At 37.2% G+C, this 25,957-nt stretch carries 23 protein-coding genes; 18 read left to right on the forward strand and 5 right to left on the reverse strand.

Features of this window, described 5'->3' with window-relative positions; translation table 11 throughout:
- Positions 1-12 precede the first annotated feature (12 nt).
- Both H4J62_RS15180 and H4J62_RS15185 read left to right on the forward strand, forming a co-directional pair.
- Positions 13-2,295 carry a TonB-dependent receptor gene (locus tag H4J62_RS15180; protein WP_182217778.1) on the forward strand — a complete coding sequence of 761 codons (2,283 nt, stop codon included), beginning with the start codon at positions 13-15 and terminating at the stop codon, positions 2,293-2,295.
- Positions 2,296-2,470: 175 nt separating this feature from the next.
- Entirely contained in the window at positions 2,471-3,136 is a 666-nt protein-coding gene (locus H4J62_RS15185) for a response regulator transcription factor (RefSeq protein ID WP_182217780.1), read from the forward strand.
- Between the two features lie 63 nt (positions 3,137-3,199).
- On the opposite strand, the gene H4J62_RS15190 is transcribed toward H4J62_RS15185, so the two are convergent.
- Complete coding sequence (locus tag H4J62_RS15190; RefSeq protein WP_182217781.1) at positions 3,200-4,087, reverse strand: LysR family transcriptional regulator; 888 nt, start codon at positions 4,085-4,087, stop codon at positions 3,200-3,202.
- 127 nt (positions 4,088-4,214) lie between these two features.
- On the opposite strand from H4J62_RS15190, the gene H4J62_RS15195 reads away from it, so the two are divergent.
- Both H4J62_RS15195 and H4J62_RS15200 read left to right on the forward strand, forming a co-directional pair.
- Positions 4,215-4,925 carry a CoA transferase subunit A gene (locus H4J62_RS15195; protein ID WP_182217783.1) on the forward strand — a complete coding sequence of 237 codons (711 nt, stop codon included), beginning with the start codon at positions 4,215-4,217 and terminating at the stop codon, positions 4,923-4,925.
- 2 nt (positions 4,926-4,927) lie between these two features.
- The gene (locus H4J62_RS15200; RefSeq protein WP_182217785.1) at positions 4,928-5,584 is read left to right on the forward strand and encodes a 3-oxoacid CoA-transferase subunit B; all 657 of its coding nucleotides are present in this window, start codon (positions 4,928-4,930) and stop codon (positions 5,582-5,584) included.
- A gap of 604 nt (positions 5,585-6,188) precedes the next feature.
- Here H4J62_RS15200 and H4J62_RS15205 read toward each other — a convergent pair.
- Together H4J62_RS15205 and H4J62_RS15210 are read right to left on the reverse strand one after the other, a co-directional pair.
- Positions 6,189-6,902 (reverse strand): alpha/beta fold hydrolase, encoded by a 714-nt coding sequence (locus H4J62_RS15205; RefSeq protein ID WP_182217787.1) that lies wholly within the window; start codon positions 6,900-6,902, stop codon positions 6,189-6,191.
- 639 nt (positions 6,903-7,541) lie between these two features.
- The gene (locus tag H4J62_RS15210) at positions 7,542-11,003 is read right to left on the reverse strand and encodes a PAS domain-containing hybrid sensor histidine kinase/response regulator (RefSeq protein WP_182217788.1); all 3,462 of its coding nucleotides are present in this window, start codon (positions 11,001-11,003) and stop codon (positions 7,542-7,544) included.
- 191 nt (positions 11,004-11,194) lie between these two features.
- Between H4J62_RS15210 and H4J62_RS15215 the strand changes: the two genes are divergently transcribed.
- The 3 genes from H4J62_RS15215 (at position 11,195) to H4J62_RS15225 (ending at position 15,615) form a co-directional block, all read left to right on the forward strand.
- Positions 11,195-12,394, forward strand: coding sequence for a CynX/NimT family MFS transporter (locus H4J62_RS15215; RefSeq protein ID WP_182217790.1), 1,200 nt, complete (start codon positions 11,195-11,197; stop codon positions 12,392-12,394).
- The gene (locus tag H4J62_RS15220; RefSeq protein ID WP_182217792.1) at positions 12,382-13,311 is read left to right on the forward strand and encodes an alpha/beta hydrolase; all 930 of its coding nucleotides are present in this window, start codon (positions 12,382-12,384) and stop codon (positions 13,309-13,311) included. The genes H4J62_RS15215 and H4J62_RS15220 overlap by 13 nt, the downstream gene beginning before the upstream one ends.
- Before the next feature lie 303 nt (positions 13,312-13,614).
- On the forward strand, positions 13,615-15,615 hold the full coding sequence (locus tag H4J62_RS15225; RefSeq protein ID WP_182217794.1) for an alpha-amylase family protein: 2,001 nt from the start codon (positions 13,615-13,617) through the stop codon (positions 15,613-15,615).
- Between the two features lie 103 nt (positions 15,616-15,718).
- Here H4J62_RS15225 and H4J62_RS15230 read toward each other — a convergent pair whose 3' ends face one another.
- Both H4J62_RS15230 and H4J62_RS15235 read right to left on the reverse strand, forming a co-directional pair.
- The gene (locus H4J62_RS15230; protein WP_182217796.1) at positions 15,719-16,087 is read right to left on the reverse strand and encodes a carboxymuconolactone decarboxylase family protein; all 369 of its coding nucleotides are present in this window, start codon (positions 16,085-16,087) and stop codon (positions 15,719-15,721) included.
- A 15-nt stretch (positions 16,088-16,102) separates the two neighbouring features.
- On the reverse strand, positions 16,103-16,885 hold the full coding sequence (locus H4J62_RS15235; RefSeq protein WP_182217798.1) for a 3-hydroxybutyrate dehydrogenase: 783 nt from the start codon (positions 16,883-16,885) through the stop codon (positions 16,103-16,105).
- A 646-nt stretch (positions 16,886-17,531) separates the two neighbouring features.
- Here H4J62_RS15235 and H4J62_RS15240 point away from each other — a divergent pair.
- From H4J62_RS15240 to H4J62_RS15290, 11 genes are all read left to right on the forward strand, one after another.
- Positions 17,532-17,969, forward strand: a complete 438-nt coding sequence (locus H4J62_RS15240) for a hypothetical protein (RefSeq protein WP_182217800.1) — start codon at positions 17,532-17,534, stop codon at positions 17,967-17,969.
- Between the two features lie 24 nt (positions 17,970-17,993).
- Positions 17,994-18,296 carry a hypothetical protein gene (locus H4J62_RS15245; protein WP_182217801.1) on the forward strand — a complete coding sequence of 101 codons (303 nt, stop codon included), beginning with the start codon at positions 17,994-17,996 and terminating at the stop codon, positions 18,294-18,296.
- Positions 18,297-18,445: 149 nt separating this feature from the next.
- A complete protein-coding gene (locus tag H4J62_RS15250) occupies positions 18,446-19,645 on the forward strand; it encodes a serine hydrolase (RefSeq protein WP_182217803.1) in 1,200 nt (399 codons plus the stop codon).
- 114 nt (positions 19,646-19,759) lie between these two features.
- A complete protein-coding gene (locus H4J62_RS15255) occupies positions 19,760-20,035 on the forward strand; it encodes a hypothetical protein (RefSeq protein WP_070374206.1) in 276 nt (91 codons plus the stop codon).
- A gap of 108 nt (positions 20,036-20,143) precedes the next feature.
- Positions 20,144-20,476 carry a hypothetical protein gene (locus H4J62_RS15260; protein ID WP_070374205.1) on the forward strand — a complete coding sequence of 111 codons (333 nt, stop codon included), beginning with the start codon at positions 20,144-20,146 and terminating at the stop codon, positions 20,474-20,476.
- 49 nt (positions 20,477-20,525) lie between these two features.
- A complete protein-coding gene (locus H4J62_RS15265) occupies positions 20,526-21,083 on the forward strand; it encodes a GNAT family N-acetyltransferase (RefSeq protein WP_182217804.1) in 558 nt (185 codons plus the stop codon).
- A 111-nt stretch (positions 21,084-21,194) separates the two neighbouring features.
- Positions 21,195-22,058, forward strand: coding sequence for a TIR domain-containing protein (locus H4J62_RS15270; protein ID WP_182217806.1), 864 nt, complete (start codon positions 21,195-21,197; stop codon positions 22,056-22,058).
- A 476-nt stretch (positions 22,059-22,534) separates the two neighbouring features.
- Positions 22,535-23,242, forward strand: coding sequence for an SDR family oxidoreductase (locus H4J62_RS15275; protein WP_182217807.1), 708 nt, complete (start codon positions 22,535-22,537; stop codon positions 23,240-23,242).
- A gap of 103 nt (positions 23,243-23,345) precedes the next feature.
- Positions 23,346-23,630, forward strand: coding sequence for a hypothetical protein (locus tag H4J62_RS15280; protein WP_182217809.1), 285 nt, complete (start codon positions 23,346-23,348; stop codon positions 23,628-23,630).
- A gap of 189 nt (positions 23,631-23,819) precedes the next feature.
- Positions 23,820-24,299 (forward strand): hypothetical protein, encoded by a 480-nt coding sequence (locus tag H4J62_RS15285; RefSeq protein WP_182217811.1) that lies wholly within the window; start codon positions 23,820-23,822, stop codon positions 24,297-24,299.
- Positions 24,300-24,637: 338 nt separating this feature from the next.
- A complete protein-coding gene (locus H4J62_RS15290) occupies positions 24,638-25,384 on the forward strand; it encodes a CPBP family intramembrane glutamic endopeptidase (protein WP_182217812.1) in 747 nt (248 codons plus the stop codon).
- Positions 25,385-25,957 lie beyond the last annotated feature (573 nt).

Here is a 25,957-nt window from a genome sequence, read left to right on the forward strand (position 1 = left end):
AAGGCTTCCTCCATGAAACAGTACAACAAAAATAGAAGTTACCTCGCTTTGGCTATTGCCGCAGCATTAACCAGTAATATAACTTTTGCAGCAGCAGAAGACACATCGGCTGCAGCAAAAGACTCAGGTCTTGAACGTATTGAGGTTACTGCGCGTAAAAAAGTTGAAAGTTTACAAAATGTACCTGTAGCTGTTACATCGGTAGGAGCAGAACAACTCGCACAAAATGGTATTAGTGCCATGACAGAAGTTCAACAATTTTCGCCAAATACAACGTTGCAAAGCAGCCGTGGCACTAACTCAACCTTAACCGCATTCATTCGCGGTGTGGGTCAAGACGATCCATTATGGGGTTATGAACCTGGCGTAGGTATTTATGTTGACGATGTATATATTGCTCGTCCACAAGGCGCGGTTCTTGATATTCTTGATGTAGAACGTATTGAAGTATTACGTGGCCCACAAGGAAGCTTATATGGTAAAAATACTATAGGCGGTGCTATTAAGTACGTCACTAAAAAAATGTCAGGTGACGTTGAAGTCGACCTCAAAGCAACCTTCGGTAATTATGGTCGCCAAGATTATAAACTAGCGGGAAAAATTCCTGTTATCGAAGATAAACTTTATGTGGGTTTTGCTTTAGCCAATTTAACTCGTGACGGCTACGGTGAATTTTTACAGTCTGAATTACCTGATCAAGATTTAGAGAACTACAATAAAGATGTTTTTGCTGGTCGTCTTACCGTTGAATTCACACCGACAGATGATCTTTTCTTTCGTTTTAATTACGATAAAACAATTGATGACTCAAATGCGAAGGGAGGTTACAGACTTTTACCAAGCATTGTTACTGACGCACCTGTACCAGACAGCGTCTACGATTCTTATACCAGTATGCCTACCTGGAACAGTGTTGAGTCAGAAGGCTATAGTCTAACAGCAGAATATTATGTTAATGATACCTGGTCAATTAAGTCAATTACAGCGAGTCGAGAAAATTATTCTAAGACCAATATTGATTTTGATAATACACCAGAGCGCATTTTTGATGTACCCGCTATTTATGATGACGAACAATTTACGCAAGAGTTTCAAGTAAATTATGATTCAGACAACCTAACTTTTGTTTCTGGTCTTTATTACTTTGACGGTGAGTCTTGTGGGACCTTTGATGCGATTCTAGAGCATTTAGGCAAATCGCTTAGCTTACCAGGGCTCACTCGTGAAGTTGCTGGTTGTAATAATAGCGAAAGTTATGCGGTTTATGCACAAGGCTCGTACAATATTACCGATAAGCTTTCTATGACCTTAGGTGCTCGTTATACCGATGAAGAAAAAGTGGCAAACGTTAATAATGGCTTAGCATATGAAACTATTTATCCAGAAAGTGATTGGGTACCAGGTTATGTTCGAAGTGATATTACTTTCCCTGAAGTGCTTAATGACAGCGAAAGCTGGTCTCGCTTTACGCCTCGAGTTGGTGTTGAATATCAATACACCACAGACATGATGTTTTTTGCTAGCTATTCACAAGGCTTTAAATCAGGAACGTTTAACCCTAGAGCCAGTGGCCCTGAGCCAGCAGTAGACCCAGAAGTGGTTGATTCATATGAAATGGGTGTAAAAAGTGAATGGAATGACAATTTAAGAATTAATGCGACAGTATTTTACCTTGACCATACCGACCGCCAATTTGTAACGGTATTACCGGTAGAAGGTGGTGATGGTAGTGAATTAAGTCAACGTTTAGGTAACATTGGGCAATCAACGGCTTCTGGCTTAGAACTAGAAGTTCAATATTCTGTTACCGACAACTTAAATTTATTTGCAACTTTAGGTCTAATTGATGCATCGTTTAAAAAAGTAAATTCTTTTGATGGTGAAGGTAAGTCTATTGATATTAGTGATACTTTCACTATTACCAATACGCCAGACACTACTGCTAATATAGGCTTTGCTTACAATATCGAAAGTACTATGGGGGATTTTGTTGTTAATGGTAATTACTATTATCGCAGCGACTATGACTTAACACCAACAGATAACTTATTAACACAAGACGGTTACGGTTTATTAAACGTTGGCGTTAATTGGTATAGCAATGATGGTGATTGGACCGCTTCGTTACATTGGAAAAACATCACCGATGAAGAGTATTTAGTGGGTAATTATGCTTTTCTGGGCGAGCAAAATAATGATGGTAGCTACGCACCCGGTTTAGGTGGCGATACTACGTTAATTGGTTATTATGGTGATCCATCAACTGTTGCCTTTAGTGTTGGTTATAGTTTCTAGGTGTAGTTTGTTATTTTAACTGTAAAAGGGCGAGTTATTACTCGCTCTTTTTTGTTGATATAATTTTGGTTAAGTCACTACTTTAGTTGAAAATTAAAAGTGTGCGTAGTAGAAAAACATCCCTTAAACTGTTATTAATTAAATGACATTTTGATATACCGATAGAGGATAAAGCATGAGTACAGCGCAAGTAGTAATTGCTGATGATCATCCGTTGTTTCGTACGGCGTTAAAACAAGCTGTGGTCGAATGTATGCCTGCCTGTAGCATTATTGAAGCGTCTAGTTTTAGTGATTTATTGCAGCAAATAGAACAATCACCAGGCTTAGAAATAATTTTTCTTGATTTACATATGCCAGGTAATAATGGTTTTACGGGACTTACTCAGCTACAAAACAATCACCCAGACCTTATTGTTATTATGGTGTCTTCTGATGAAACACCTAATATTATGCAAAAAGCGATTAATTTTGGTGCGGCGGCCTTTATTCCCAAGTCTGTTGATTTATCGGTCATAGCACAAGCGATAAATTGTGTACTCGCTGGCGGAACTTGGTTACCTGATAACTTTGATATTTCATTAGACAGTGAACAAGTTACTGCAAATAAGTTATTGGCTCAGCAATTAGCAAAATTAACTCCGCAGCAATACAAGGTCTTGTCTTATGTTGCCGATGGGCAATTAAACAAGCAAATTGCCGGTATTTTAGATATTAAAGAAAATACGGTAAAGAAGCATGTTTCAGCAATCTTGCTGCAACTGGGCGTTTATAACCGCACTCAAGCGGGTTTAGCTTATCAGCAATTGATGTTAGCGCCACAAGAAAATGAAAGTCTATAATGTTAAATAATACAGCGGTTAATTATGTTTTATTCTTTGATAATTTACCCAGGCTTTGCGTGATCAGTGATAGTGCTGGCGTAATAATTTAACAAAAAACTGTGCTGACTGGGATAACGGATAACGTTTTCGAGTAACAATTCCTACACGACGACTAATGGTTGGTGAAGCTAATGGGCGATGCTGAATGTTAAGCGCTTGTATTTGTTGTTTGTACAAAGACGGTATTGCACTGACGCCTAATTTATTAGCGACCATTTGAACGACAGTAGCCAACTGATTACTTTCATACTTTACCTTTAAAAATAAAGCCTGTTCGGCTAATGTCTCCTCCATAAGTAAGCGAATACTCGAAGGTCGTTGCAAGGCAATAAAAGGATAATGGCTGAGTTGCTGCCAGGTTAACTCTTCAGCTTGTTCTAGGTCATGGTTATCTGGGAATACCGCCAGTAATTCATCACTAAACAGTGTTTCAAAATGTAAATCATCAAATTCACCAGGATCAAAGGTAATCGCAAACTCTACCTTAGCATTTTGCACCATAGCAACAGCTTCTTCGGCGATAACATCATGCACTCTTACTTTAATTTCTTGATATTGGGTTGTAAAAGCCAGTAAATGTTGCGGCAAGTGGGTACTCGCAAATGATGGCATTGCGGCTAAAGATAAATTTCCACGTTTGAGAGAAAACAGCTCAGCAAGCTCAATAAAAGCATCATCAAAGTCTGCTAACAAACGTTTTGCTGTTGGTAAGAAAATTTGCCCTTCAGGCGTTAATGATAAGGTTCTTGTTGAACGCGCCAGTAACTTACCGCCAACGGTCTCTTCTAAATTTTTGATACTAATACTTAATGCTGGCTGTGATAAATGTAAAATTTCACTGGCTTCGGCAAAGCTTTTAGATTGGGCAATAGTGATAAAAGTGCGTAGTTGCTTGAGAGTAATATTCATGCAATTATCCTAAAATATCCAGTTATAAGTTTTATTTATCAATAGTTAATATTAATTAATTTTACATATTTATGCAATTGTATAATGCTGGTGTTAAGTCAACTTCCTTAATAACTGGATAAAAATAATGGCAGGATTTAATAAAGTAGTGAATACCTATGAAGAAGCAATGGCAGGGTTAACCGATAATATGACGGTGGTCGCTGGCGGCTTTGGTTTATGTGGTATTCCTGAGAATTTAATCAAAGAAATCGAGCGCCAAGGCATTAAAGGGTTAACGCTAGTTTCTAATAACTGTGGTGTTGATGATTTTGGTTTAGGCCTGTTGTTACCTAAGCGGCAAATTAAAAAAATTATTGCTTCTTATGTTGGAGAAAATGCTGAATTTGAACGACAAATGATGTCGGGAGAATTAGATGTGGAATTAACACCACAAGGTACTTTAGCCGAAAAAATGCGCGCAGGTGGTGCTGGTATCCCCGCTTTTTATACCGCAACCGGTGTTGGCACTTTAGTGGCAGCAGGTAAAGAACAACGTCAATTTAATGGACGAGATTATATTCTTGAAGAAGCTATTACCGGTGATTTTGCCATTATTAAAGCCTGGAAGGCTGATAAGTTTGGTAATTTAGTTTACAGAAAAACAGCACGTAACTTTAATCCATTAGCCGCGACCGCAGGAAAAATTACTGTGGTAGAAGTTGAAGAAATTGTTGAGCCAGGTGAGCTAGACCCAGATGAAATTCATACACCGGGCATTTATGTTAATCGTGTTATACAAGGCACTTTTGAAAAACGTATTGAACAACGCACTATTCGCACGACAACAGGAGAATAATCATGGCTTTAGACCGAAATCAAATCGCTCAGCGTGTCGCGCAAGAATTACAAGATGGCTTCTATGTTAATCTTGGTATTGGTATTCCTACCTTAGTAGCTAACTATGTCCCTGAGGGGATAGAAGTAATGTTGCAATCTGAAAATGGCTTATTAGGTATGGGACAATTTCCCAGTGAAGCTGAAGTCGATGCCGACTTAATTAATGCCGGTAAACAAACTGTGACTATGGCGACCGGTGCATCAATATTTGATTCTGCACAGTCGTTTGCCATGATCCGTGGCGGTCATGTTGATTTAACGGTGCTGGGCGCTTTTGAAGTCGATGTTAACGGTAATATTGCTTCGTATATGATTCCCGGTAAGCTAATTAAAGGTATGGGCGGTGCAATGGACTTGGTCGCTGGCGCAGACAATATCATAGTAACCATGACCCATGCGTCAAAACATGGTGATTCTAAATTACTGGCAAATTGTACACTGCCGTTAACCGGTAAAGGCTGTATAAAAAAAGTGTTAACCGACTTGGCTTTTATTGAGATTAAAGACGGTCGTTTTCATCTACTCGAACGTGCCCCAGGGGTGAGTGTTGCAGAGATTGTTAAACTAACCGCAGGTGAATTAGTCATTCCTGATGATGTTCCTGAAATGCAGTTTTAGTCATATGTTTTTGACTAGAAAAGAGTGAAAATTAATCAAGCTAAGTGATTATTGTCAATGTTGTTAGAACCGCTAGAAGACAATAAGGCAGTAGTTTATCGTGCTTAGCTATGTTATCGGGCGAGCAGGGCGCAATGGTCTGTAAAGGCACCTAAACAAAACTATAAAGATAAAAAAGGATGGCTGTTTAGCCATCCTTTTCTGTATAACCCATACGGAGTTATTGTGCTGTTACTAAGCTTACTTGTTTACTGGCCGTATTGGTTTGTATAACCCATACGGAGTTATTGTGCTGTCACTAAGCTTACTTGTTTACTGGCCGTATTGGTTTGTATAACCTATACGGAGTTATTGTGCTGTCACTAAGCTTACTTGTTTACTGGCCGTATTGGTTTGTATAACTCATACGGAGTTATTGTGCTGTCACTAAGCTTACTTGTTTACTGGCCGTATTGGTTTGTATAACTCATACGGAGTTATTGTGCTGTCACTAAGCTTACTTGTTTACTGGTCGTATTGGTTTGTATAACCCATACGGAGTTATTGTGCTGTCACTAAGCTTACTTGTTTACTGGCCGTATTGGTTTGTATAACTCATAAGGAGTTATTGTGCTGTCACTAAGCTTACTTGTTTACTGGCTGTATTGGTTTGTAAACCAAAATGGTCAAGTGAATAAGTATAGCTGGCTAGTTCATTAGGTATTTGACTCGAATGAACTCCGCTTACCGTACATGTTCCGCTACCGCAAACTATTTGATCATCCCAACTTTTAATAGAATAAACACGATTAGCAATGACTTTATTACCTAGCCAATCAAGAAATGGACTTGATACCGATAAGCCATTACTGGCACAGGTAGGGATCCAAACATTCCATGGATATGCGCCACAAGTCCATAAACCGCGATAAGCACCTGCAACGCCGACAAAGGCATCCACTTGGCTACTTTTATTGAGTTTAATAATTTGTTGTGCTGCTAAAGTAACCCCCATAGAGTGGCCAATTACATCAATTTTTCCTGTGCATGACGCACTAAGCGCTGAATTGATAGCATTTCGAACAGGTGTTTCTTCTGAGCCGCTGTGATTATTATAAGCGGCATTACTACCACCCCATGCTGGGCGGTATATTTGACTGCTGCTGTAGCCTTTCGCGAGTAAAGCGTCGTAGGTATTATCCCAATCTGACGGCGTGCCAGTATTGCCATGCACCAGTACCACGTTATCGAGACAACTGGCTTGCACGGTTGCACTGGCGAGTAACAAGCCAGCAACGGTTAATATTGCCTTTAATTGGATATTTATTTTTCTTTTCATAATGAATCTCTCTTTGTTTTATTATTATTTGAGTGTTATTTCAATATTTTCTACTTGGTCTATTGGTTAGTTTTATCAAAAGATAAAGTAAACATTAGGAAGTAACTGCAAGTGTTGTATCTAGGTATTTTATTAGCCGCCAATGTTGACCTTTACGGCGAACTATCGGTCGTATTACCAACTAAAACACTAGTCATAAAGCGGTTAGATAAGTTCGAGTGAGGGACGTCACGGTTGTTAAAATGTATGTAAAAAAGTGTAATTAGGACCTGTTTCATAAAAAGCCTATTATTTATTGTCATTTATTTTTGACTTGTCCTGAGGGGTACTCTCCATTTTTGTATCCAAACTGTTTGAAATTTGAACTCAGCAACATTAACGAATATTGGTAGCAAAAGAAGTGACTCTTTAGTAGTAGAAGGATTATGTGGAATAAATTAAATAATTCTCGCTTAATTAAAGTGTCTGTTGTGGCGGACACTTTTATCAGATTTTTGAGTTGTTTTTCAAAGAGATTTTGAAGCCAGTAAAGATAGAAATACTTGACGTTTTTATTCGTAGTTTTATTATTGTTAAAGTCTTTACAAGATATTTAAAATAATAGCAGCGCCACTAACTTTGCTGTCACTGCTAGTATGACTAAAGCGATAATAACTGTCGTATCAATTTTTTTAACGCTAACGCTTTAATTGGTTTACGCATAAACGAGAAATCGGCACCGCTGGTATGCTCTCGCACTTGTTCAGAGGGGTCTGCAGAGCAGATAATACAAGGAGCTTGCCACTTATGGTTAGTAAGCGTTTTTTGAACTAAATCAACGCCATTTTTGTCATCATCTAAGTGGTAGTCTGAAATAATTAATTTGGGTTTGAACTCTTTATCAACTAGTACTTCTGCTAAGTGTTTTTCATTTCTCACGGCAATAACATGACACCCCCATTCAGCGAGTTGCGATTGCATCGCTTTTAGCATTAAGGGCTCATTATCAATAAGTAAAATAGGTAACTGATTAAATTCAGCAGAGGCGCTAATGCTATTTTGAGTATTAACAACCGAGGCTCTGACCGGTAATAACTTACTACGAGGCAGAGTAATGCTAAAGCATGAACCTCTACCAACCGTAGATTTTACTGAAATGGTTAACCCTAAAAGTTTAGCTATACGATCTGATATGGCTAAACCTAGCCCCAAACCCGGTTGGTCTTGAGTTTCATTTAAGCGCTCAAACTCTTTGAAGATAGTTTGCTGTTTGTTTTTCGCAATACCCGGTCCATTATCCCAAACTTCAATAACGATCTTGTCTTGTTGTCGCCTAACGCCAAGTAATACTTTGCCTTGGCGGTCGGTTTGTGGGCAATAGTTAATAGCATTGGAGAGAAAGTTTTGCACCACACGGCGTAACAATCTTTGGTCGGTTTCAATAATACAGTTAGATTTTACATAGCTAAACGTTAGATTAGCTTGCTCTGTCAGTAAGAAAAACTCTTTACTCAAGGGGGCTAATAATTCGTCAACATAAAAAGAGGTGATCGCAATGTGTTGCGACTTACCATCTAAGCGAGATATTTCAACGAGATCTGAGAGTAAACTTTCTGCAGCATTTAGTGAATGACGAATGTTGCTGGCTAATTCTTCTAAATGAGTACCGGTTACTTTTTTATTAAGCATACTGGTAAATAAAGATAAAGCATTGAAAGGTTGCATTAAATCATGGCTGGCAGCCGCTAAAAACTTAGTTTTACTTTTATTAGCTGTTTCGGCTTCTGCCTTTGCATGGTTTAGTTCACGGGTTCGTTCAATCACTCTTTGTTCAAGGGTCTCGTTCGCCCTTTGTAAAGCTTTTTCAGCTTCTATATGTGCGGTTATATCTGAGAAAGTACTAACAAAACCACCGCCAGGCATCGCTTGGCCTCTAATTTCTAAGACAATACCGCTTGGCATTTCTCGCTGAAAATAATGACTGTTCCCTTTACGCATATAGTCAATTCTGCGTGTTATAAAATCATCGGTATGCTCGGCACTATTTTTTGTAGAGTTACCTTTATCAGCAATAATGACTCCGCGATCGGCATTGTATTGAATAAGCTCGGAGATTGGTTTACCGACACAAACTAAACTGCTTGGGTAATCTAGTAATTCTATATAGCGTTTATTCCAAGCAACTAAGCGCATGTCGGCGTCAACAACACTTATACCTTGTTCTATATTTTCTACACCGGCTTGTAATAATTCGCGATTAAATTGAAACAACTTGCTGGCTTCATCAACAATATTAACGACATATTCCAAAGGTAAGGCTTGTTGTTTACTTGCGGCTTTCATTACCATGCGCGTTGAGGCTGAGCCTAATACGCTTGATAACTGCAAGCGGGTATACTCGACCAGCTTTTGACTCGCGGCGGTATTACTAAGTTGTTTTGCATGATTATGATGAAAATCATCGGCGCTTGTATCATTAACGAAGCGTTGCAATAAGTGATAAAGGTCTTTACTTGATAAGTTTTGTTGAATCGCCCCCTGCTTTTTACTGATAAAGAGCTCTGCTTGTAATCTTTCGCCAACACTGCGCTGACCAAATAATGAAAAACCAATAAAACAGCAAGTATTGGCTAATAAACTAAATAATAAACCGTGACTAATATTATCGAGAAAGTCGACACCAAAAAGTGCATAAGGCCGTAAGCTGCTTATACCAAATAATCCTGTAGTTATCCACGGAGCGTTCGGCAATAAACTGGGTAGCAATAAGGTATAAAACCAGCAAAGACTGCCGACAATTAAGCCAATAAAAGCGGCGTTACTGGTTGCTCTTCGCCAATATAATGCGCCAACAACTAAAGGGGCTAATTGTGATAGAAGTACGAATGATAATAGGCCAATGGTGGCAAGGTGATTTTGTTGATTAACGATCCGCTCAAAGCCAAAAGCCAATAGCAGCAGTAAAGCAATTGCTATGCGGCGAATATTTAATAACAGCCCTGACAGTTGTTTTTTCTGGGTATTAATATAACTGTTGTAGTGCAGTAGCAAGGGGTTAACGATTTCTGTTGTTACCATAGTGCTGAGTACTATTGTGGCGACTATGACCATGCTGGTTGCTGCGGCTAAACCACCAATAAAAGCGAGGCCACCAAGCCATGCTTGCTGAAAAAAGAGTGGGATAGTAATAACATACGTATCGGCATCAACACCACCACCCGGAAATAAACTTTGGCCAGCTAAGGCAATAGGTAAGATAAATAAATTAATGGCAATTAAATAAACGGGGTAGAGCCAACGTGCCATTTTCAATTCTTTTTGCTGATGATTCTCTATCATCAACATGTGATATTGCTGTGGCAAAATAAAAATAGTAATTACGCCAAGTATCGCTTGTGATACTGCAAAATAAGTGTTTTTTACCGGTTGATAATTAGTTGACGTTTCGGCTTGGCTGATTAAATCGCCAATACCATCAAAAACAAAGAATGTCGCAAAAATGCCTATCGCGGTTAAGGCAAATAATTTAACTAACGAACTAAAAGCTATGGCTAGAACTAAGCCTTGATTTTGTTTATTGGCGGCCACTTGGCGAGCACCAAATAATATACTGAAAATAATTAATACTAAGGTCACAACAAAGGTCGTGCTTATTCCTGAGCGGTAAGTGCCGGTGAGTAAATCAAAACTTTTGCTGATAGCTCTTAATTGCAGTGCGATATAGGGAATGGTGCCCAGAAGGGCGACTAAGGTTACTGTCGCTGCTATTTTTGGCGATCTGTCATAGCGACAAGCAATAAAGTCAGCAATAGAGGTTAGGTTTTGTTGCTTGGTAATACGTAATATTCGCAGCAACATCGGCCAAGCCAAAACAAAGCATAAAATTGAGCCAATATAGATGGGAGCAAGCCAAGCGCCGGTTGTTGCTGCTTGCCCAACCGTGCCATAAAAAGCCCAAGAGGTGCAGCTTACCCCTAAAGCTAAACTGTAAACCCAAGGGCGAGAATGCCACTGCTTAGTGGTTTGCTTTTGTCCCCAGTAGGCAACAACAAACAACAGTAATAAATAACCTATGGCAAGAAAAGACACCAACCAGGTATTAAGAGAAAGCCAAATTAACACTGAAAACACCTTATAAATAGCAACACTTTACTAAGTACCGATCCCATATCAACTTTACGTCTGCAAATAAAATGGCGGCAGACATCATAACATGGCTTAAATTTCAGCACAGTGCACGAAGGTAGTACATCAATAGATAATTTATTTAGTTAAGCTGAATTTTGACATTACTATATTAGAAATTAATCTATATGAGAACTCTTAAGATAAGTAACAAGTATTTAGTAGAAGCCATTGTTTTTATTAGTTACACCTTATTTGCAATGGCATGGGTTGGCGGCACCGCAAGCATGAATCAAATCATGGCGGCAATGAATATTAATAGTTTAGCTTCAGCCAGCTTTATTAGTGGTGCGGTTACCTTAGCTAAAATTGTAGGGACCTTTGCCGCTGCTTGGTTAGCCCTAAAACTAGGGGGTAAGTATGCTTTTTTTGCATCAGGTATTTTAATTTCAGTGGGGCTATTAACACCTTTTGCGCCCAATTATGAATTGCTATTAGTGAGCCGGTTTTTAATGGGATTGGGCGGAGCGTTTATGATTGTATATTTTAACCCCATCGTTATGTCTTGGTTCCCTCCAGAAGAGCGTGCCACGATAAACGGGATCAATGCCGTTGCTTTTAATTTGGGCACAGGCATTATTTTATGGCAAATGAGTAACTTTAATTCGTTAACCGGTAGCTGGCAAAATACCTTGATTATTTTTTCATTAGCAAGTTTGGCATTAAGTATTGCTTGGTTATTTGTTGACGAAGCAAAACCTCATAGCAAGGCCAAAGATACTAGTGAAATTAACACGCATTATTCGTACACAGATGGCTTAAAAGATAAATTTTCTTGGGTCTATGCGTTAACCTATTCAGGTATTCTTGCCTTTTATTTATGTTTGTTCACTTTCTATCCTAAAGCGGGTATCAGTCAAAGTGCGTTATTGATAGGTTTTGGAATTATAGGAACGTTAGCCGGTATTATTTACAGTAAAAAATTCCCTTTACGGGTGCCTGTGATCCGTTGGTCAGGTTTACTGATTGTGATCACTGTGTTTACCTTATCTTTTAGCCCGTCAGAAGTAGTACAAACACTTAGTGCTATGGTGTTAGGTTTTTCTATATTCTTTCCAATAACGGCATTAGTGGCAATACCTCATGAGTTGTCAAAAATGACCAGCCAAAAAATAACCGTTGTTTTTAGTTTGTTCTATTCGATAAGTTATATGGTGGGTACCTTGGTTTTATGGTTGTTTGGCAAGTTAGTTGATATTCACCAAGGTGACTATACATGGGCATTTGCTTTAACCACCTTGGTCAGTGGTACTTTCTTTATAGGTAGTTTTTTCTTAACTGAAACGGGTCAACAAAAAAACAAGGAAGATGAATTATGCGAGGTGTAATTTCAGAAAAATTAGCGCCCTTTTTAGCGCAGGCAAATGAAGCTTTAGCCGAGTCAAAAAAACAAGGTGTGCAATTTTCTCCTGCACTGGTTCGCTCAAATTTAGATAAATTGGCGCCTTTGATAGGCGAGGGGCCAGCACTCAGTTTTGTGCAAGACCGTGCAGTGCAAGCAGAAGAACGCGCTATTGCCGTGCGAGTTTATAGCCCAGCGCCAGAGGAAGCATTACCCGTAGTTATTCATTATCATGGCGGTGGTCATATGTGTGGCAGTGTTGAATTATACGATCCCATTTGTCGTAAAATTGCCGCACAAAGTCATTGTATTGTTATCAGTGTCGAATACCGTTTAGCACCGGAGCATCCTTATCCAGCAGGTATCGATGATTGTCGAGAGGTGTTAATTAATTACCAAGCCTGTTTAGCTGGGCTCAACTTTTCTAATGCACTTTATATTATCGGTGATAGTGCTGGCGGCGCTATTTGTACTACGCTTGCTATGCAAAGCCAGCAAGATAAACGCTTAAGAATCGATAAGCAGATTTTAATTTACCCAAGTGTTGATTACACCGGCCAGCAGCCTTCTTTTACCGAGAATGGTTCAGGTTTTTTACTTGAGCAAGATAAAATAACTTGGTACTTTAATCAGTATTTTAAAGCGAGTGATAACAGTAAAGCTGCATCACCTTTGTATGGTGAAATAAGCAAGACTTTACCCGAAACCTTAGTTATTACCGCCGGATGCGACCCGTTAAGAGATGAAGGTTTAGCTTATGCTAAAGCGTTAAAAGCGGTTGGGGTAGCGGTGCATCATCATCAGTTTGATGGGTTAACGCATGCCTATATGTTACTTGATGCATTGGTTGCAGAAGAGTGTCAGCAAACTTTTCAGCTGATCGCTAACTTTATTAATAAATAGCTAAGCTTGCCACAGATTTCTGTGGCAAAAGCATTAATTATCGCAAGGTCTTGTTACCAGAGAGCAAGATCTCTTTATCATAATGTCAGTGATCCCGTTACCGACGTTGTTAACACGTTTCATATTCATCTAGGTCATCATAATTTCAATATAGTTTCTTGTTCGGTAAAACACCTACAAAAAATGGTTGAATACGTATTCATCTTCTTTGATATAGCGCTTTGTTTAAATTTAACGCAACCTGTCTTGGCTATTTAATAAGCAAATATAAACATTAATTTTACATTAGGAATAACAATAAAAATGAAAACTAAAGTAATAAAATCGTTATTAACAACAGGTCTGGCATTAGGCATTGTTTGTCAGGCTCAAGCTGCTGCTGAACCGACTACTTTTGTTCATCTCTTTGAATGGAGCTGGCAAGATGTTGCCCAAGAATGTGAAGATTATTTAGGCCCTAAAGGTTATGCCGCAGTTCAGGTGTCACCACCTAATGAGCATATTCAAGGGGGACAATGGTGGACTCGATATCAACCGGTAAGCTATAAAATAGAGAGTCGAAGCGGTAACCGTGCCCAGTTTGTCGATATGGTGAATCGTTGTAAGGCCGTTGGCGTAGAAATATATGTTGATGCAGTTTTAAATCATATGGCGTCTGGCAATGGTACGGGGACTGCAGGGAGTAATTATGGTAACAAAAGCTTCCCTAATTACGGGCCACAAGACTTTCATGATACTTGTGCCATTACCGATTATAACAATCGTTGGCAAGTACAAAACTGTGAGCTAGTGGGCTTAGCTGACCTCAATACTGGTGCCGCTTATGTACAAGAAACGCTCGCGGATTATTTAAACGACTTGCAAGATATTGGTGTTACAGGTTTTCGATTTGACGCCTCTAAGCACATGTCATTAGGCGATATTCAAGGAGTATTGTCGAAAGTTAATGGCTCGCCTTTGGTATTTCAGGAGGTGATTGATCAAGGCGGTGAACCCATCACCTCCAGTGAATACCAAAGCACAGGTTTAGTAACTGAATTTAAATATACCACACAGCTAGGTAACACCTTCAAAAATGGCAGCCTAGCATCACTGAGTAGTTTTGGTGAAGCTTGGGGATTTTTACCGAGTAGTTCTGCGGTGGTTTTTGTCGATAACCATGATAATCAACGTGGCCATGGTGGCGGTGGTAATGTGATTACTTTTGAAGATGGCCGTTTATACGACTTAGCGAATGTATTTATGTTGGCTTATCCGTATGGTTACCCAAAAGTTATGTCGAGCTATGATTTTCAGGGTGATACTGATGCGGGTGCTCCAAGTGTTCCGGTCCATAACAATGGTGATCTAGAATGCTTTGGCAGTAGTTGGAAGTGTGAGCATCGATGGTCATATATTGCTGGTGGTGTCGACTTTAGAAATAATACTGGAGATAATTGGAGCACCACAAACTGGTGGGATAATGGCAATAACCAAATTGCTTTTGGTCGAGGTAGTTCGGGTTTTGTCGCAATTAATAAAGAAGATGTTAATTTAACGTCTACGCTAAATACACAAATGAGTGCAGGTACTTATTGTAACGTTTTAAAAGGGCAATTATCTGCTGATGCTAAATCGTGTAGCGGTGAAACGATTACAGTAAACAACGGTGGAAGTATTAATGCCAATGTGGGTGTTTGGGATGCATTTGCCATTCATCAAGGCGCAAAAATTAATGGTGAAGTGACAGGCCCAGCAACATTGAAACGTACGGTGATATTTATTCAAGCACAAACGCAAAGTGGTCAAGATATGTTTATTCGCGGCGGTATTGATCATAACTACGCCAATAATAATCTTGGTAGAAATTGTCAAACCACTAATTTTGAGTGTGCAATGACTATTCGCCATAACAATTTAAAAAGTGCAACGACAACACCATGGAAAACCAACGAAAGCTACTTAGATTGGTATGGCAGTGAGGCCGCTCAAAGTAGCACCGCTGAAGGAACTCCGCTTGATTGGACCACCAATGCTTGGCCTGCAGGTTGGGGAACAAAGCGTACCGTTGCTAATGATGGTTATGGTGAAGAGCCGTTAAATATTTGGGGTCAACATTACTGGATGTTAGATGTTGATATGGATTGTAGTAAAGCGGTTAATAACAAGTTTGAAGTAAAAGCCTATGTTAAAAATGGTCAAGGTTGGGAAGGTGACATAAACCAAGCTAACACACCTTATGCATCGAGTAATCATTTTGCTGAATGCGGAAAAATCAACAAATTTAACTTCAATAGTAATACCGTAGAAATTCGAAGTTTTTAGAGTTTTGTCGCGTTTTTATGATGATTTTTAACTAAATAAGTAAGCAGGCTAGGCAAATTTTTTGTCTAGCCTTTACAATTTTAAAGCGATATTTATAGACGATTTATAAAACTTCTTTAGCGGCTCTAAAAGCCTCTTGTGCAGCTGGCGCGCCACAATACACAGCGCTGTGCAGTAATACTTCTCTTATTTCCTCTTTAGTCGCGCCATTATTTAATGCACCACGAATATGCCCTTTAAGTTCTTGAGGAGCTCTTAGTGCTGCCAGCATAGCGATAGTCACTAAACTACGGGTTTTAAGATCTAATTCAGTTCGCTGCCAGGTTGCTCCCCAGCCATGATCGTTGATGTAGTCTTGCATAGGCTGACTAAAATCATCGGCATTATTAAGTGCGCGGTCAACAAATTCATCGCCCATAACTTGACGGCGAATTTTTTCACCTGCTGTTTTTTCGTTGTTAGCTATCGTCATATATTATCCTGTTATTTATTGGGCGGTCCAAGCACCATCCATGGGAAGTGCCGAACCGGTTATACTACGCGCACTATTACTGCATAAGAATAAAATAAATTCACCAATTTGGCGAGGGTCCATCATTTCAGGTAAGGGTTGCTTAGCCGTTACTAAGGCATATTTTGCTTGTTCGAAGCTAACACTTTTCTGTTGTGCTATATCATTAATTTGATTATTAATTAATGGGGTATCCACCCAACCTGGGCAAATAGAATTAACGGTAATGCCATGCTCGGCACACTCAAGCGCAACGGCCTTCGTTAAGCCAACAATGCCATGCTTTGCTGCAACATAAGCGGATTTATTTAGCGAGGCCACGAGTCCATGAACAGAAGCGATATTAATAATGCGGCCCCAACCCTTTGCTTTCATACCCGGAAGTGACTTTTGAATGGTGTGAAATGCCGCGGTCAAATTGATGGCAATTATCGCATCCCACTTATTTTCAGGGAAAGTATCAATACTTTCGGTATGTTGAATACCTGCATTATTGACCAGTATATCGATAGAGCCCATGACTTGAGTAGCCTTAGTCATAAACACTGAAATATCTTGGGCTAACATTAAATTTGCACTATCAAAAAGTGTCTTGATATTATATTTTTTCGCAAATTCATCGGCTAAGGCTTGGCCTTCTTCGTCAGCCATTAAACCGTGTAGTACCAAATTAATGCCTTGCTCAGCTAAGACATGTGCAGCCGCTAAACCAATACCACTGGTTGAACCTGTGATCAAAGCTGTTTTACCTTTTAGCATAATTATTTTCCTATTTAATTGTGTTATTAGTTTCTTACCGTTTTCGTCAATAAAAAAGTAATTAGACGTGTGAGCCCCTGCGCCGTTGATCATTATTGGGAAAATACTTGCGATAGGGCGGTTTATTAAAGGGCATCAGATAATAGTAAAAGAGTAAGTTTGGCCATCTCGAAAAGGCTATTTAACCCGTTGCTCTAAAATCTTCAGCATTATTCTTATGCTATATATTAATGCAAACAGTTAACTTTTTAATTGGCACCTTAGTACCATAGGTTTAGTCAAATAACTTTGCTGCTGCTCCATTCATCAACAGCTAAAAATCACATCGCCTTTATTAATTGGAAAACAGATCGTTAATTACCCTATGTAAATGAACAGGCATCAGCCTTGATAATATTTCGACAATTAGACTAAGTAAGAAAATAATTTTTAAGCTAGTAACTTTGTACACTTTCAACAGAGAACGCGTGATAAAACAGTCATCATTTAAAGTTTAGTTAAAATAATGTTAATAAAGGCTTGATGCAATTGAAGGTTATGAGTATTTTATGTTTTCATTATAATCATAGACGGTTAATTATCTGGAGAGAAGGAGGTTTTTGCTCGTCTAATAAGCTGTTTTATTATTACCAAGTTTGGAGTATTAATGAAAAAAATTACATGGACGAATGTTTTAACCATTGCTGGTGCAATCGGTGGGGCAATAATTGGAAATTGGGCAGTAAGTGGTTTATTTAGTGGTGATGCAGGTGAAGATAAAACTAAATTTCTCATGAGTACAGCTAGCGAAATAAATAAGAATCTACCAATGAATGTAGATTCAGAAACAGTTTTAATAGCTACTATTGGTGCAAAAGAAACGTTTACATATAACTATCAATTGCCAAATTATGAAAAAGACAATTTAGATTTAAAAAAATTTGTCGAAACTATGACACCTAAGGTGACGAACTTTGTTTGTTCAACAAAAGAAATGCAAGCATTTAGAGATTTAAATATTTTCATTTCATATAATTACTATGATACTAATCATAAACAGATCACCGAAATAAAGGTCGATACTAAGCTGTGTCAAAAAATATAACGCCCCATTAAACAAGGATGAACAATGGCATTTAAATTTACGTTAGTTTTACTTTTAGTCTTGGGGATTTCTGGTTGCTCTTCTCATGGTGCTGAAGAGGTTGGTTGCAATTTTGCTTCTGGTTCTACTTATAGTGAACACGATAAAGAAAGCTCTTGGAGCTCTAATTTTATTAGCGATATTTTTGTTGGCTTGTTTAACGTAACCGTGCAAGGTGCCCATAGAAATATCTCCCCCGAGACTTATAATTCGTGTGTTAAGCCAGATGTAGCTACCTGTATAGATCCTGAAGGCAATATAATAAAAGAGTGCACGTTAACGAAATAGTTAAAGTTAGCTGGCATTTGCTTATAACAGGCCATTTAAGCAGGACTTTTAACCGTTGGCTACTTGCTTCTGCGCGTCGCCTATTTCAGTCCGCTTTAGGCTGCGTTAGCTTACAATATAAAACTTGGCATTGATAAAATGGATTTTAAATGAAAATACCTTTGTTAATATTTATTATTTTAAACACGATTACATTCACCGTAGATGCTAACGTTAGTGATGATTTTAGTGAGTTAAACTCTGAAACTCCTGGTTGTGCTGTTGGTGTGGTGAAGAAAGGTGAATTAGTTTATGAGCGCTATTTTGGGCAGGCAAACTTACGCTATCAAGTTCCAATAGATAAGAAAACCGTTTTTAACTTGGGGTCTATTACTAAACATTTTACTGCTGTTTTAGCGTTACAATTAGAGGTGAAAGGCCAACTATCTTTAAATGATTCATTGAAGAAATATTATCCCCAAGGCCCCCGTTGGTTTGAAAATATCAAGTTACATCATTTAATTAATCACCAAAGTGGTCTGCCAGACTATTTAAATGATGAAAAAACTAGGGAGGAACTTGTAAAAAGGGTATCTACCATACCCCATGTACTTGAAGATCTAGTTGTAGGGAAGCCGATTGCACGTGATGTTACTCTAATGCACGTTCTTGATACTATGATGGCGTTATCTGCACCATCATTCAAACCGGGCGAAAATTCAAGTTACAGTAATACGGGTTATTTGTTTTTGGCTGATATACTTGAAAAAGCTAGTGGAATACCTTTTAGTGACTTAGCTAAAAAACAACTATTTAAACCACTTGGAATGTCTTCAACTGAACTTGTGAGTTTACAGACTATTGAAATTCCTTGGAGTGCTACGGGGTATAGTGCTGTAAATTCGCCTACATACAAATATCGACGTAATTCATCAAATCTAATTACCCAGGGCGATGGCGGAATTTTATCAACGCTCCCTGATTTTGCCAAATGGATAAGTCATTTAATGTCCCCTATTGATGACAAATTATTTTGGAGTACATTCTTGCATCCGATGAAGCCTGTTTCCAACATTGGAGGACTCTCCAATTTCCAGAATACTGACGACAGTAAAGGTCATTTTATCAGTCAAATATTATCTTCTTTAAAGACCGTTTCTAAAATTGGAGGAGTACCATATAATAATGGACTGTTCATTAGGAAGGTTAAAGGTGAGACAATATATTCTCATAGAGGTTTATCAATTGACTCAATGGGGAGTTACTTTTGGCTTTCACCTAGTCATAATATTGGGTATATTCAACTTTGTAACTTCAGCTTCGATAAACGGCCATCTGTAAACGAAATATTGCATACCTATGCCGATTAGCAAGCAACAACAAATTAAACAAGGACAAAAAGCCGCTGGCTTTTGCTCCTTGGTCGCTATTTTAACTAACCATTATTCCCCCCTTAAATGGGCGTTATATTACAAGGTATTTATATGCTCTTTTTGATTATTAAACTATTGATGTTAGCTCTTTCATATAAATTATACTTGATGAAAAAGGAACCTTATTTTTCAGCATTATTGTTTAGTATTCCCTTAGCTATTGTTGGTTTAATTATGGGGCATACATTTATGGGGGTTTTTGTTGGCAGTGCCATTTTATTTGCCTTAGCTTTCGTTTGCTTCGTACTTATGTCTAAGTTACCAACAGGGATGCCCGAGTACAGTGTATTAGCTGTAACGGCAATTATTGTTGCATTTGTTATATAGCAAAGGTATTCAAGCTGGGCTTTTAACCTTTGGCTAGCTTACGTTTAGCTTCACATTTTAGCTAACTAAACTTTACCCTTAATTGGGCATTTTTTTACGGAGATTTATGTGAAAAGTTTACTTAAAAGTATTCAATATGGAATGTTAGATTTTATTGAGGGAGAAAATCAACCTGATTACACATCTGATAATGTTACTGATTGCATTACATTACTCTTAGAGTTCATGTCGTCAATGGGATCAGAAATTCAAACTGTTGATAGTACTAAAAATCATATTAAATATTTAATTTTATCTTTGAACGAATTAAACGATGACTGTGGTCAATGTTTAATAGAAACTGACCAACGTGAAGATATTTGTGATTTCATTCAAAAAGTAACAACTAAAGCCAATGTAGAATTTGAAGGTGATGTTACAGAAGAATGGCGAGAGTGGTAAAAATAGTAACCGACTCAAGTAGGATACTATAGTTCATGGAGGATTTAGGTTGTTATTTCCAGTATTAGAAACTAATCGTTTAAGGTTAGATAAATTAACTACAGAAGATTCAAATAGCTTATTTGATTTATTCTCAGACAATTCAGTTGTCAAATATTATGATCTGGACGCATTTACTAAACATTCACAAGCGAGTAATTTAATAGAATTCTTTAATGCTCGCTTTACAGAAAACTCTGGTATTCGTTGGGCTATACGCTTAAAAGAAACACATCAATTAATAGGGACTTGTGGGTTTAATACTTGGAGTCCTAAAATGAAAAATGCTGTTATAGGTTACGATTTACTGCCTAAGTTCTGGGGCAGTGGTTACACAACAGAAGCTGTGCATAGAATTGTTAAATCAGCATTTTGTGGTGAGTTACCATGCGGAGCATTGAATCGCATTCAAGGTGATACGGTTCCCGGGAATCTAGCCTCAGAGTCTCTTTTACTCAACGTAGGCTTTAAAGAAGAGGGTATTCGCCGTCAAAGTGGATATTGGAAGAATCAGTTTCACGACCTTAAATGTTTTGGCTTAATAAAGTCAGAGTATGGTGAAACATAAGCTATTAAATAGAATAAATAACCGTTGGATATTTGCTTCTTCGGTGCTTACTTTAGTCAATAACTATGCGCCAGTTAATCGGGCGTTATATGCAGTGCAAGGATCCGAGTAGTGGAGCTGTTAAAAAATAAAATCAATAAACTAGCAGAAATGAGTGAAGCGTTTAATTGGAAAAACTGTAGTAAAAAGCATGAATCACTTGATCTGACTTTAGGGGAGCCTTTACCTACGTGGGATACATGGGTAAATGATATAGAAAATATTTTGAAACAAACAGTTAAGCCAAATTCAGAACCTTTTGTTTATTTTAAAGCTGCAAATAATTCAAAGGTAACAGGTAATAGTGAAGACAAATTTGAGTTTGCAAAAGACAATTATATTAAAACATTAAATGCATTAATTTCGTTAATAGATGAAGGCGATATATTTAATGAATTATTAGTTTCAGGGCCACCAAAAAAAACCAATAAACCCAAAGGTTCGACCGAAAAAACGAATGTAACTAACTCCCTAGTACCAAGTAATAATAAAGTACTTATTGTTCATGGGCATGACAATGCTTTAAAAATTGAATTAGCGCTATTTCTTACACAAATCGGAATTCAGCCAATTTTTTTGCACAGAGAAGTGGATGCTGAGCAAAGTCTCATTGAAAAACTCGAGGCCAACAGTGATGTATCTTATGCATTCATATTACTTACCCCTGATGAAGTTTCGTATACGATTGATCAATCTAGTGTTATAGATGCTGAGAGAAAAAAAGTCATTAGAGCCAAACCTAATGTCATTTTTGAGTTTGGTTATTTGGTCGCTAAGCTTGGGAGAAAAAATGTCTGTGTTCTTCATAAAGGCGATGTGGATATACCTGCTGATTTAAGCGGTTTTATATATAAAAAAGTTGATCATAATATCGATGATATTGGGTTATTTTTAATTAATGAAATTAAAGCAGCTGGTTTTAAGCCTGAATTATAATAGCGTCTATGCAGTTACTTAAACGGCCAAAAAACATTTGCTTCTCTTGTTCCTGTTATTATAAATAGCTATTTTTACAAGCTTAATAAAATGCTTTATGACAAAAAACCATGATTATAGATTACAGTAGAGAGCCAACGACCCAGTGCAATAAATGTGGTTTGAGATATAAAATATCTTATTCTATTTGCCCCCATTGTGTCGGTAAAAACAAGGGACAAATTATTCGTGATATTCACATGACACACTCAAAGCAAGCGGAAAAACGTTCGAGTACAGGTAGGCAGTTTTTTTATTTGGCAATTATTCTAGCTTGTTTTTTAATTGTGTTATTTTAGTTTGCTGTTAATCAAACTATAAGCTATTAAAGAGAGACCAAAAACAGTTTTCTGTTGCGCTCTCATATTTGGAAAATATCTACCATTTTAGTAAACCATTTTTGCCTCTAAATGGGGTGTCATATTTAAAGGTTCAACATGAGTGATTTAATTGTATTAATAACGGGTGCTAATAGAGGCATTGGTTTCGAATTAACAAAACAATATCTTATAAATGGGTGGACAGTAATTGCTACCTGTAGAAATGAAAAGGCATCGGCTGACTTAATAACATTGAAGGATAAGTTCTCTGAAAAATTACTCATTGAATTAATGGATATCACCTGTCCAGAAAATATTGAGAGGTTAGCAAATAAACTCAGTGAAGAAAGTATCAAAATAGATTTAATCATAAATAATGCTGGTTATTTAGATCAAGAAAATAAAAGTATTCATGACATTAATTATGCAAATGCTGAAATGAGTTTTAAAGTGAATTCGCTTGGCCCATTGTATTTAACTCATTGTTTTTTGTCTTTGATGAAGAAAAATCGTCTATGTAAAATAGCTATAATTTCTTCTGTTATGGGATCCCTAACACGAGAAAGAAGTGTAGATTGGTATGGTTACCGAATGTCTAAGGCAGCAGCCAACATGCTAGCCGTGAATTTATCCAATGAACTTGTTAATGACAATGTCGCTGTGGTGGCTGTTCATCCTGGTTGGGTTCAAACAGATATGGGCGGTTCTTCTGCAAGAGAAAATGTTAAAGATTCGGCTCTTGGAATTATGAAAGTGATTCTAAATTTATCTATTGATACCACTGGGAAATTTTATGATTTTAAGGGAGAGGAATTACCGTTTTAAAAAGCTATTAAACGATTAAAGTAGAATAAATAAAAGTTGGTTGTTTCCAATGGCTAATTATTTTAACTAACAATTTTAACGAATTAGTAAAATTTTGGATGTGATGAAGTATCTAATTGTTATATACAACAGCGCTAGTTTTGTAGCTTCATTGTGGTGTCTTTCGGCAATAACGCCATTATTGCTTTTAGTGGGTAATGATATTTCTTGGATGTCGATAGTTGCCGTTGGTTTGATTATTCTTTATGGCTCTTCAATATCCTTATTTAGAAAAGAAAAAATAGCTCAAGGCTGTTGGTGTAAATCTGATGCTTTTGCATATGTTGTTGTTCCAATATGTCTATTTACCTATGTTACTTATATGATGCTATCTAGTGTAAACGCCTAAGTTACTCAACATTTAAAGAGTGGCTGACCTTGTATTTAACTTACTATTTTATTCAACCATCTTTAACTTTTGATGAGGTGTTATATTGGAGATGAGCATTGGATATATCATTGAATTTATGATTTATTACTCAATTTTAAACCTAAACAGTGTTATCAAATAGAGTTAACTTTAAAAGGATTTATTAAAGTGCCACATACCTTCGAATCAAAAAATGTAAAAGCAAAGTTATCAATCTCCTTAAATAAACTCGTGTTATTGACTTTTCTAGTGGTGATTGCCTATTTTGGCTATGAAAAATATGCTTTACATAACGCTGAGCAAACACAAGCATCCGTTTTTATTTTAACTCCTCAAGTCAATGATATTTACTTTTTAGACATGAGGTTGATTAATAATAAATTGAATCCTAAGCATAAATATAGATTAGCTAAAGTGGTAAGTGTTAGCGGCAGTAATGTGGCTATTGTTTATGGAAGGGTTTTCTATCAATGGCAGAATGCAGTGGTAAATAGCATTAAGTATGATGATTTAAATAATAATAATTATTTTGAGCTAATACCCGATTACATTCCTTTTAGTTTAATTAAAGAAATGAGGGCTAATGAGGCTATTTATCTCGTTAAACGACCTATTCGAAATAAACTTTATGGCAAATTTGTTAATTAAGATATTTAATGAATCTGCCTAGTCGGTTTTAGCTCATTACTGCCGTTGTTATTTCACATGCTAACATTCACTAAAAGTACAAATAAGGCTTTCTCTTACTATAAATCAGCATACAAATCGGCTTCCCTAATAATATCGCTGACTTTTGCAAATATAATGGTGGGAGCTTCTAAGGTCTCCACTTAAATGACAGGATCTTACTGCCTGTTTTATTGGACCTAATAGATATACAGGTTAATTTTACCAGTAAGTAGGGTTCGACAATTACGTTTTAATATTATGCATTGAGATTAATTTCTCAATCGTTTTGTTTTTTTCAATTGGATTTTAATATATTTATGAGTATATCAAAGGTTAATAACGCATCAGCGGCATTAAATAAGATGATGTTATCGGTATTGTCAATGTTATCGATATTACTGTTAGCTCTAGCACTACCGATATTTTCAACCTTTATTGTGTTTATATCAGGTCTTGGCTCAATATTTTTAGATGATGTACATACTATTGAACAGCTGAGCACGAATCTAGGCTTTAATTTTACAACATCAATAGTTTCGGTACTTTTAATGCTACCCCTTCTTCAGTATTATCTTTCCGCAAAAAATAAAGAAAATATAGTTAACCGATTAGCTTTAAGATCTATAACGTTAACACGACTAATAATGACCTTATTAGCCGTGTTAACCTTCTCATTATTTGAATATTTTATATTTCGTATGGGCATTTTTGAAACGCCAAGCTTTATGCTCGACTTTTTAGAATCAATAGATACAGGTCTTGAAATTACATTACTTATTTTAACGGTTGGAATCGTAGGTCCTTTTTTTGAAGAAATTATTTTTAGGGGGATCGCCTTCTACAAGTTAGAACAAATCTCCCTAAATCCAACGTTCATTATTGTCATTACCAGTTTAGCGTTTACCTTGATACATTCTCAATATGAACAAACAGAGGTATTTATTTTACTCTTCTTATCTTCATGCTTATTAGGATTGATTAGATATGTAAGTGGGAATTTATGGTATTGCATATTTGGTCACATGGTCATGAATATTATAGTGGTAGCAGAAAATTTTTTATAAAAGACTAAAACAACTTCCTCTTCCTATAACCATAAAGCGTTTTTAAGCTATTTTATAATGTCTGTTACCTTTAAGGGTAATGTCATTAGGGGCAGGGTAGCTCTTTCAACAAAATGTTAGTAATAACACCTAAGCATTAACGGCCATTTTTAACGAGCTGACCACCTAAAATCAATTGATACTATCAAAGGTAGCATTAATAATGTAAGGGTGAATGACCTCTATCTGACTACTTGTGAGGCGTTTTCAAGCTCAAATCCGCCAATGAAATTTTATTTCAGAAAGCTATCCAGTAATTCGAGGTCGTAAATTTACTGAAGTCACAGGTTTACTTCATCAGCACTGAATACAAAGTAGGTCTTCGTGTTTGAAAGTCATCTTTGCAAACATATTGACGACATAAATCTTATATTTCTCTATTGTAAAGAAAACAACTCCAAATAGAATTTATGTAGTAAATTTGTTCAATATGAGTCTAATGGTTATTTGAGGCTTAAGAACTCTACAATCAATCACCATGACAGTATTTTTAGTTCATAGCAGACAATGATTCACCTGAATTTATTGAATTTA

This window comes from Colwellia sp. BRX8-5, assembly GCF_014077325.1.
Lineage (GTDB): Bacteria > Pseudomonadota > Gammaproteobacteria > Enterobacterales > Alteromonadaceae > Colwellia_A.

Bases quoted from the DNA above. Each gene is read 5' to 3' on its own strand.
- H4J62_RS15250 (WP_182217803.1), top strand. From the start codon at position 18,446: ATGAAAATACCTTTGTTAATATTTATTATTTTAAACACGATTACATTC.
- H4J62_RS15195 (WP_182217783.1), top strand. From the start codon at position 4,215: ATGGCAGGATTTAATAAAGTAGTGAATACCTATGAAGAAGCAATGGCA.
- H4J62_RS15280 (WP_182217809.1), top strand. From the start codon at position 23,346: ATGAAGTATCTAATTGTTATATACAACAGCGCTAGTTTTGTAGCTTCA.
- H4J62_RS15220 (WP_182217792.1), top strand. From the start codon at position 12,382: ATGCGAGGTGTAATTTCAGAAAAATTAGCGCCCTTTTTAGCGCAGGCA.
- H4J62_RS15190 (WP_182217781.1), bottom strand. From the start codon at position 4,087: ATGAATATTACTCTCAAGCAACTACGCACTTTTATCACTATTGCCCAA.
- H4J62_RS15240 (WP_182217800.1), top strand. From the start codon at position 17,532: ATGAAAAAAATTACATGGACGAATGTTTTAACCATTGCTGGTGCAATC.
- H4J62_RS15255 (WP_070374206.1), top strand. From the start codon at position 19,760: ATGCTCTTTTTGATTATTAAACTATTGATGTTAGCTCTTTCATATAAA.
- H4J62_RS15245 (WP_182217801.1), top strand. From the start codon at position 17,994: ATGGCATTTAAATTTACGTTAGTTTTACTTTTAGTCTTGGGGATTTCT.
- H4J62_RS15235 (WP_182217798.1), bottom strand. From the start codon at position 16,885: ATGCTAAAAGGTAAAACAGCTTTGATCACAGGTTCAACCAGTGGTATT.
- H4J62_RS15290 (WP_182217812.1), top strand. From the start codon at position 24,638: ATGAGTATATCAAAGGTTAATAACGCATCAGCGGCATTAAATAAGATG.
- H4J62_RS15185 (WP_182217780.1), top strand. From the start codon at position 2,471: ATGAGTACAGCGCAAGTAGTAATTGCTGATGATCATCCGTTGTTTCGT.
- H4J62_RS15225 (WP_182217794.1), top strand. From the start codon at position 13,615: ATGAAAACTAAAGTAATAAAATCGTTATTAACAACAGGTCTGGCATTA.
- H4J62_RS15205 (WP_182217787.1), bottom strand. From the start codon at position 6,902: ATGAAAAGAAAAATAAATATCCAATTAAAGGCAATATTAACCGTTGCT.
- H4J62_RS15230 (WP_182217796.1), bottom strand. From the start codon at position 16,087: ATGACGATAGCTAACAACGAAAAAACAGCAGGTGAAAAAATTCGCCGT.
- H4J62_RS15180 (WP_182217778.1), top strand. From the start codon at position 13: ATGAAACAGTACAACAAAAATAGAAGTTACCTCGCTTTGGCTATTGCC.
- H4J62_RS15275 (WP_182217807.1), top strand. From the start codon at position 22,535: ATGAGTGATTTAATTGTATTAATAACGGGTGCTAATAGAGGCATTGGT.
- H4J62_RS15200 (WP_182217785.1), top strand. From the start codon at position 4,928: ATGGCTTTAGACCGAAATCAAATCGCTCAGCGTGTCGCGCAAGAATTA.
- H4J62_RS15215 (WP_182217790.1), top strand. From the start codon at position 11,195: ATGAGAACTCTTAAGATAAGTAACAAGTATTTAGTAGAAGCCATTGTT.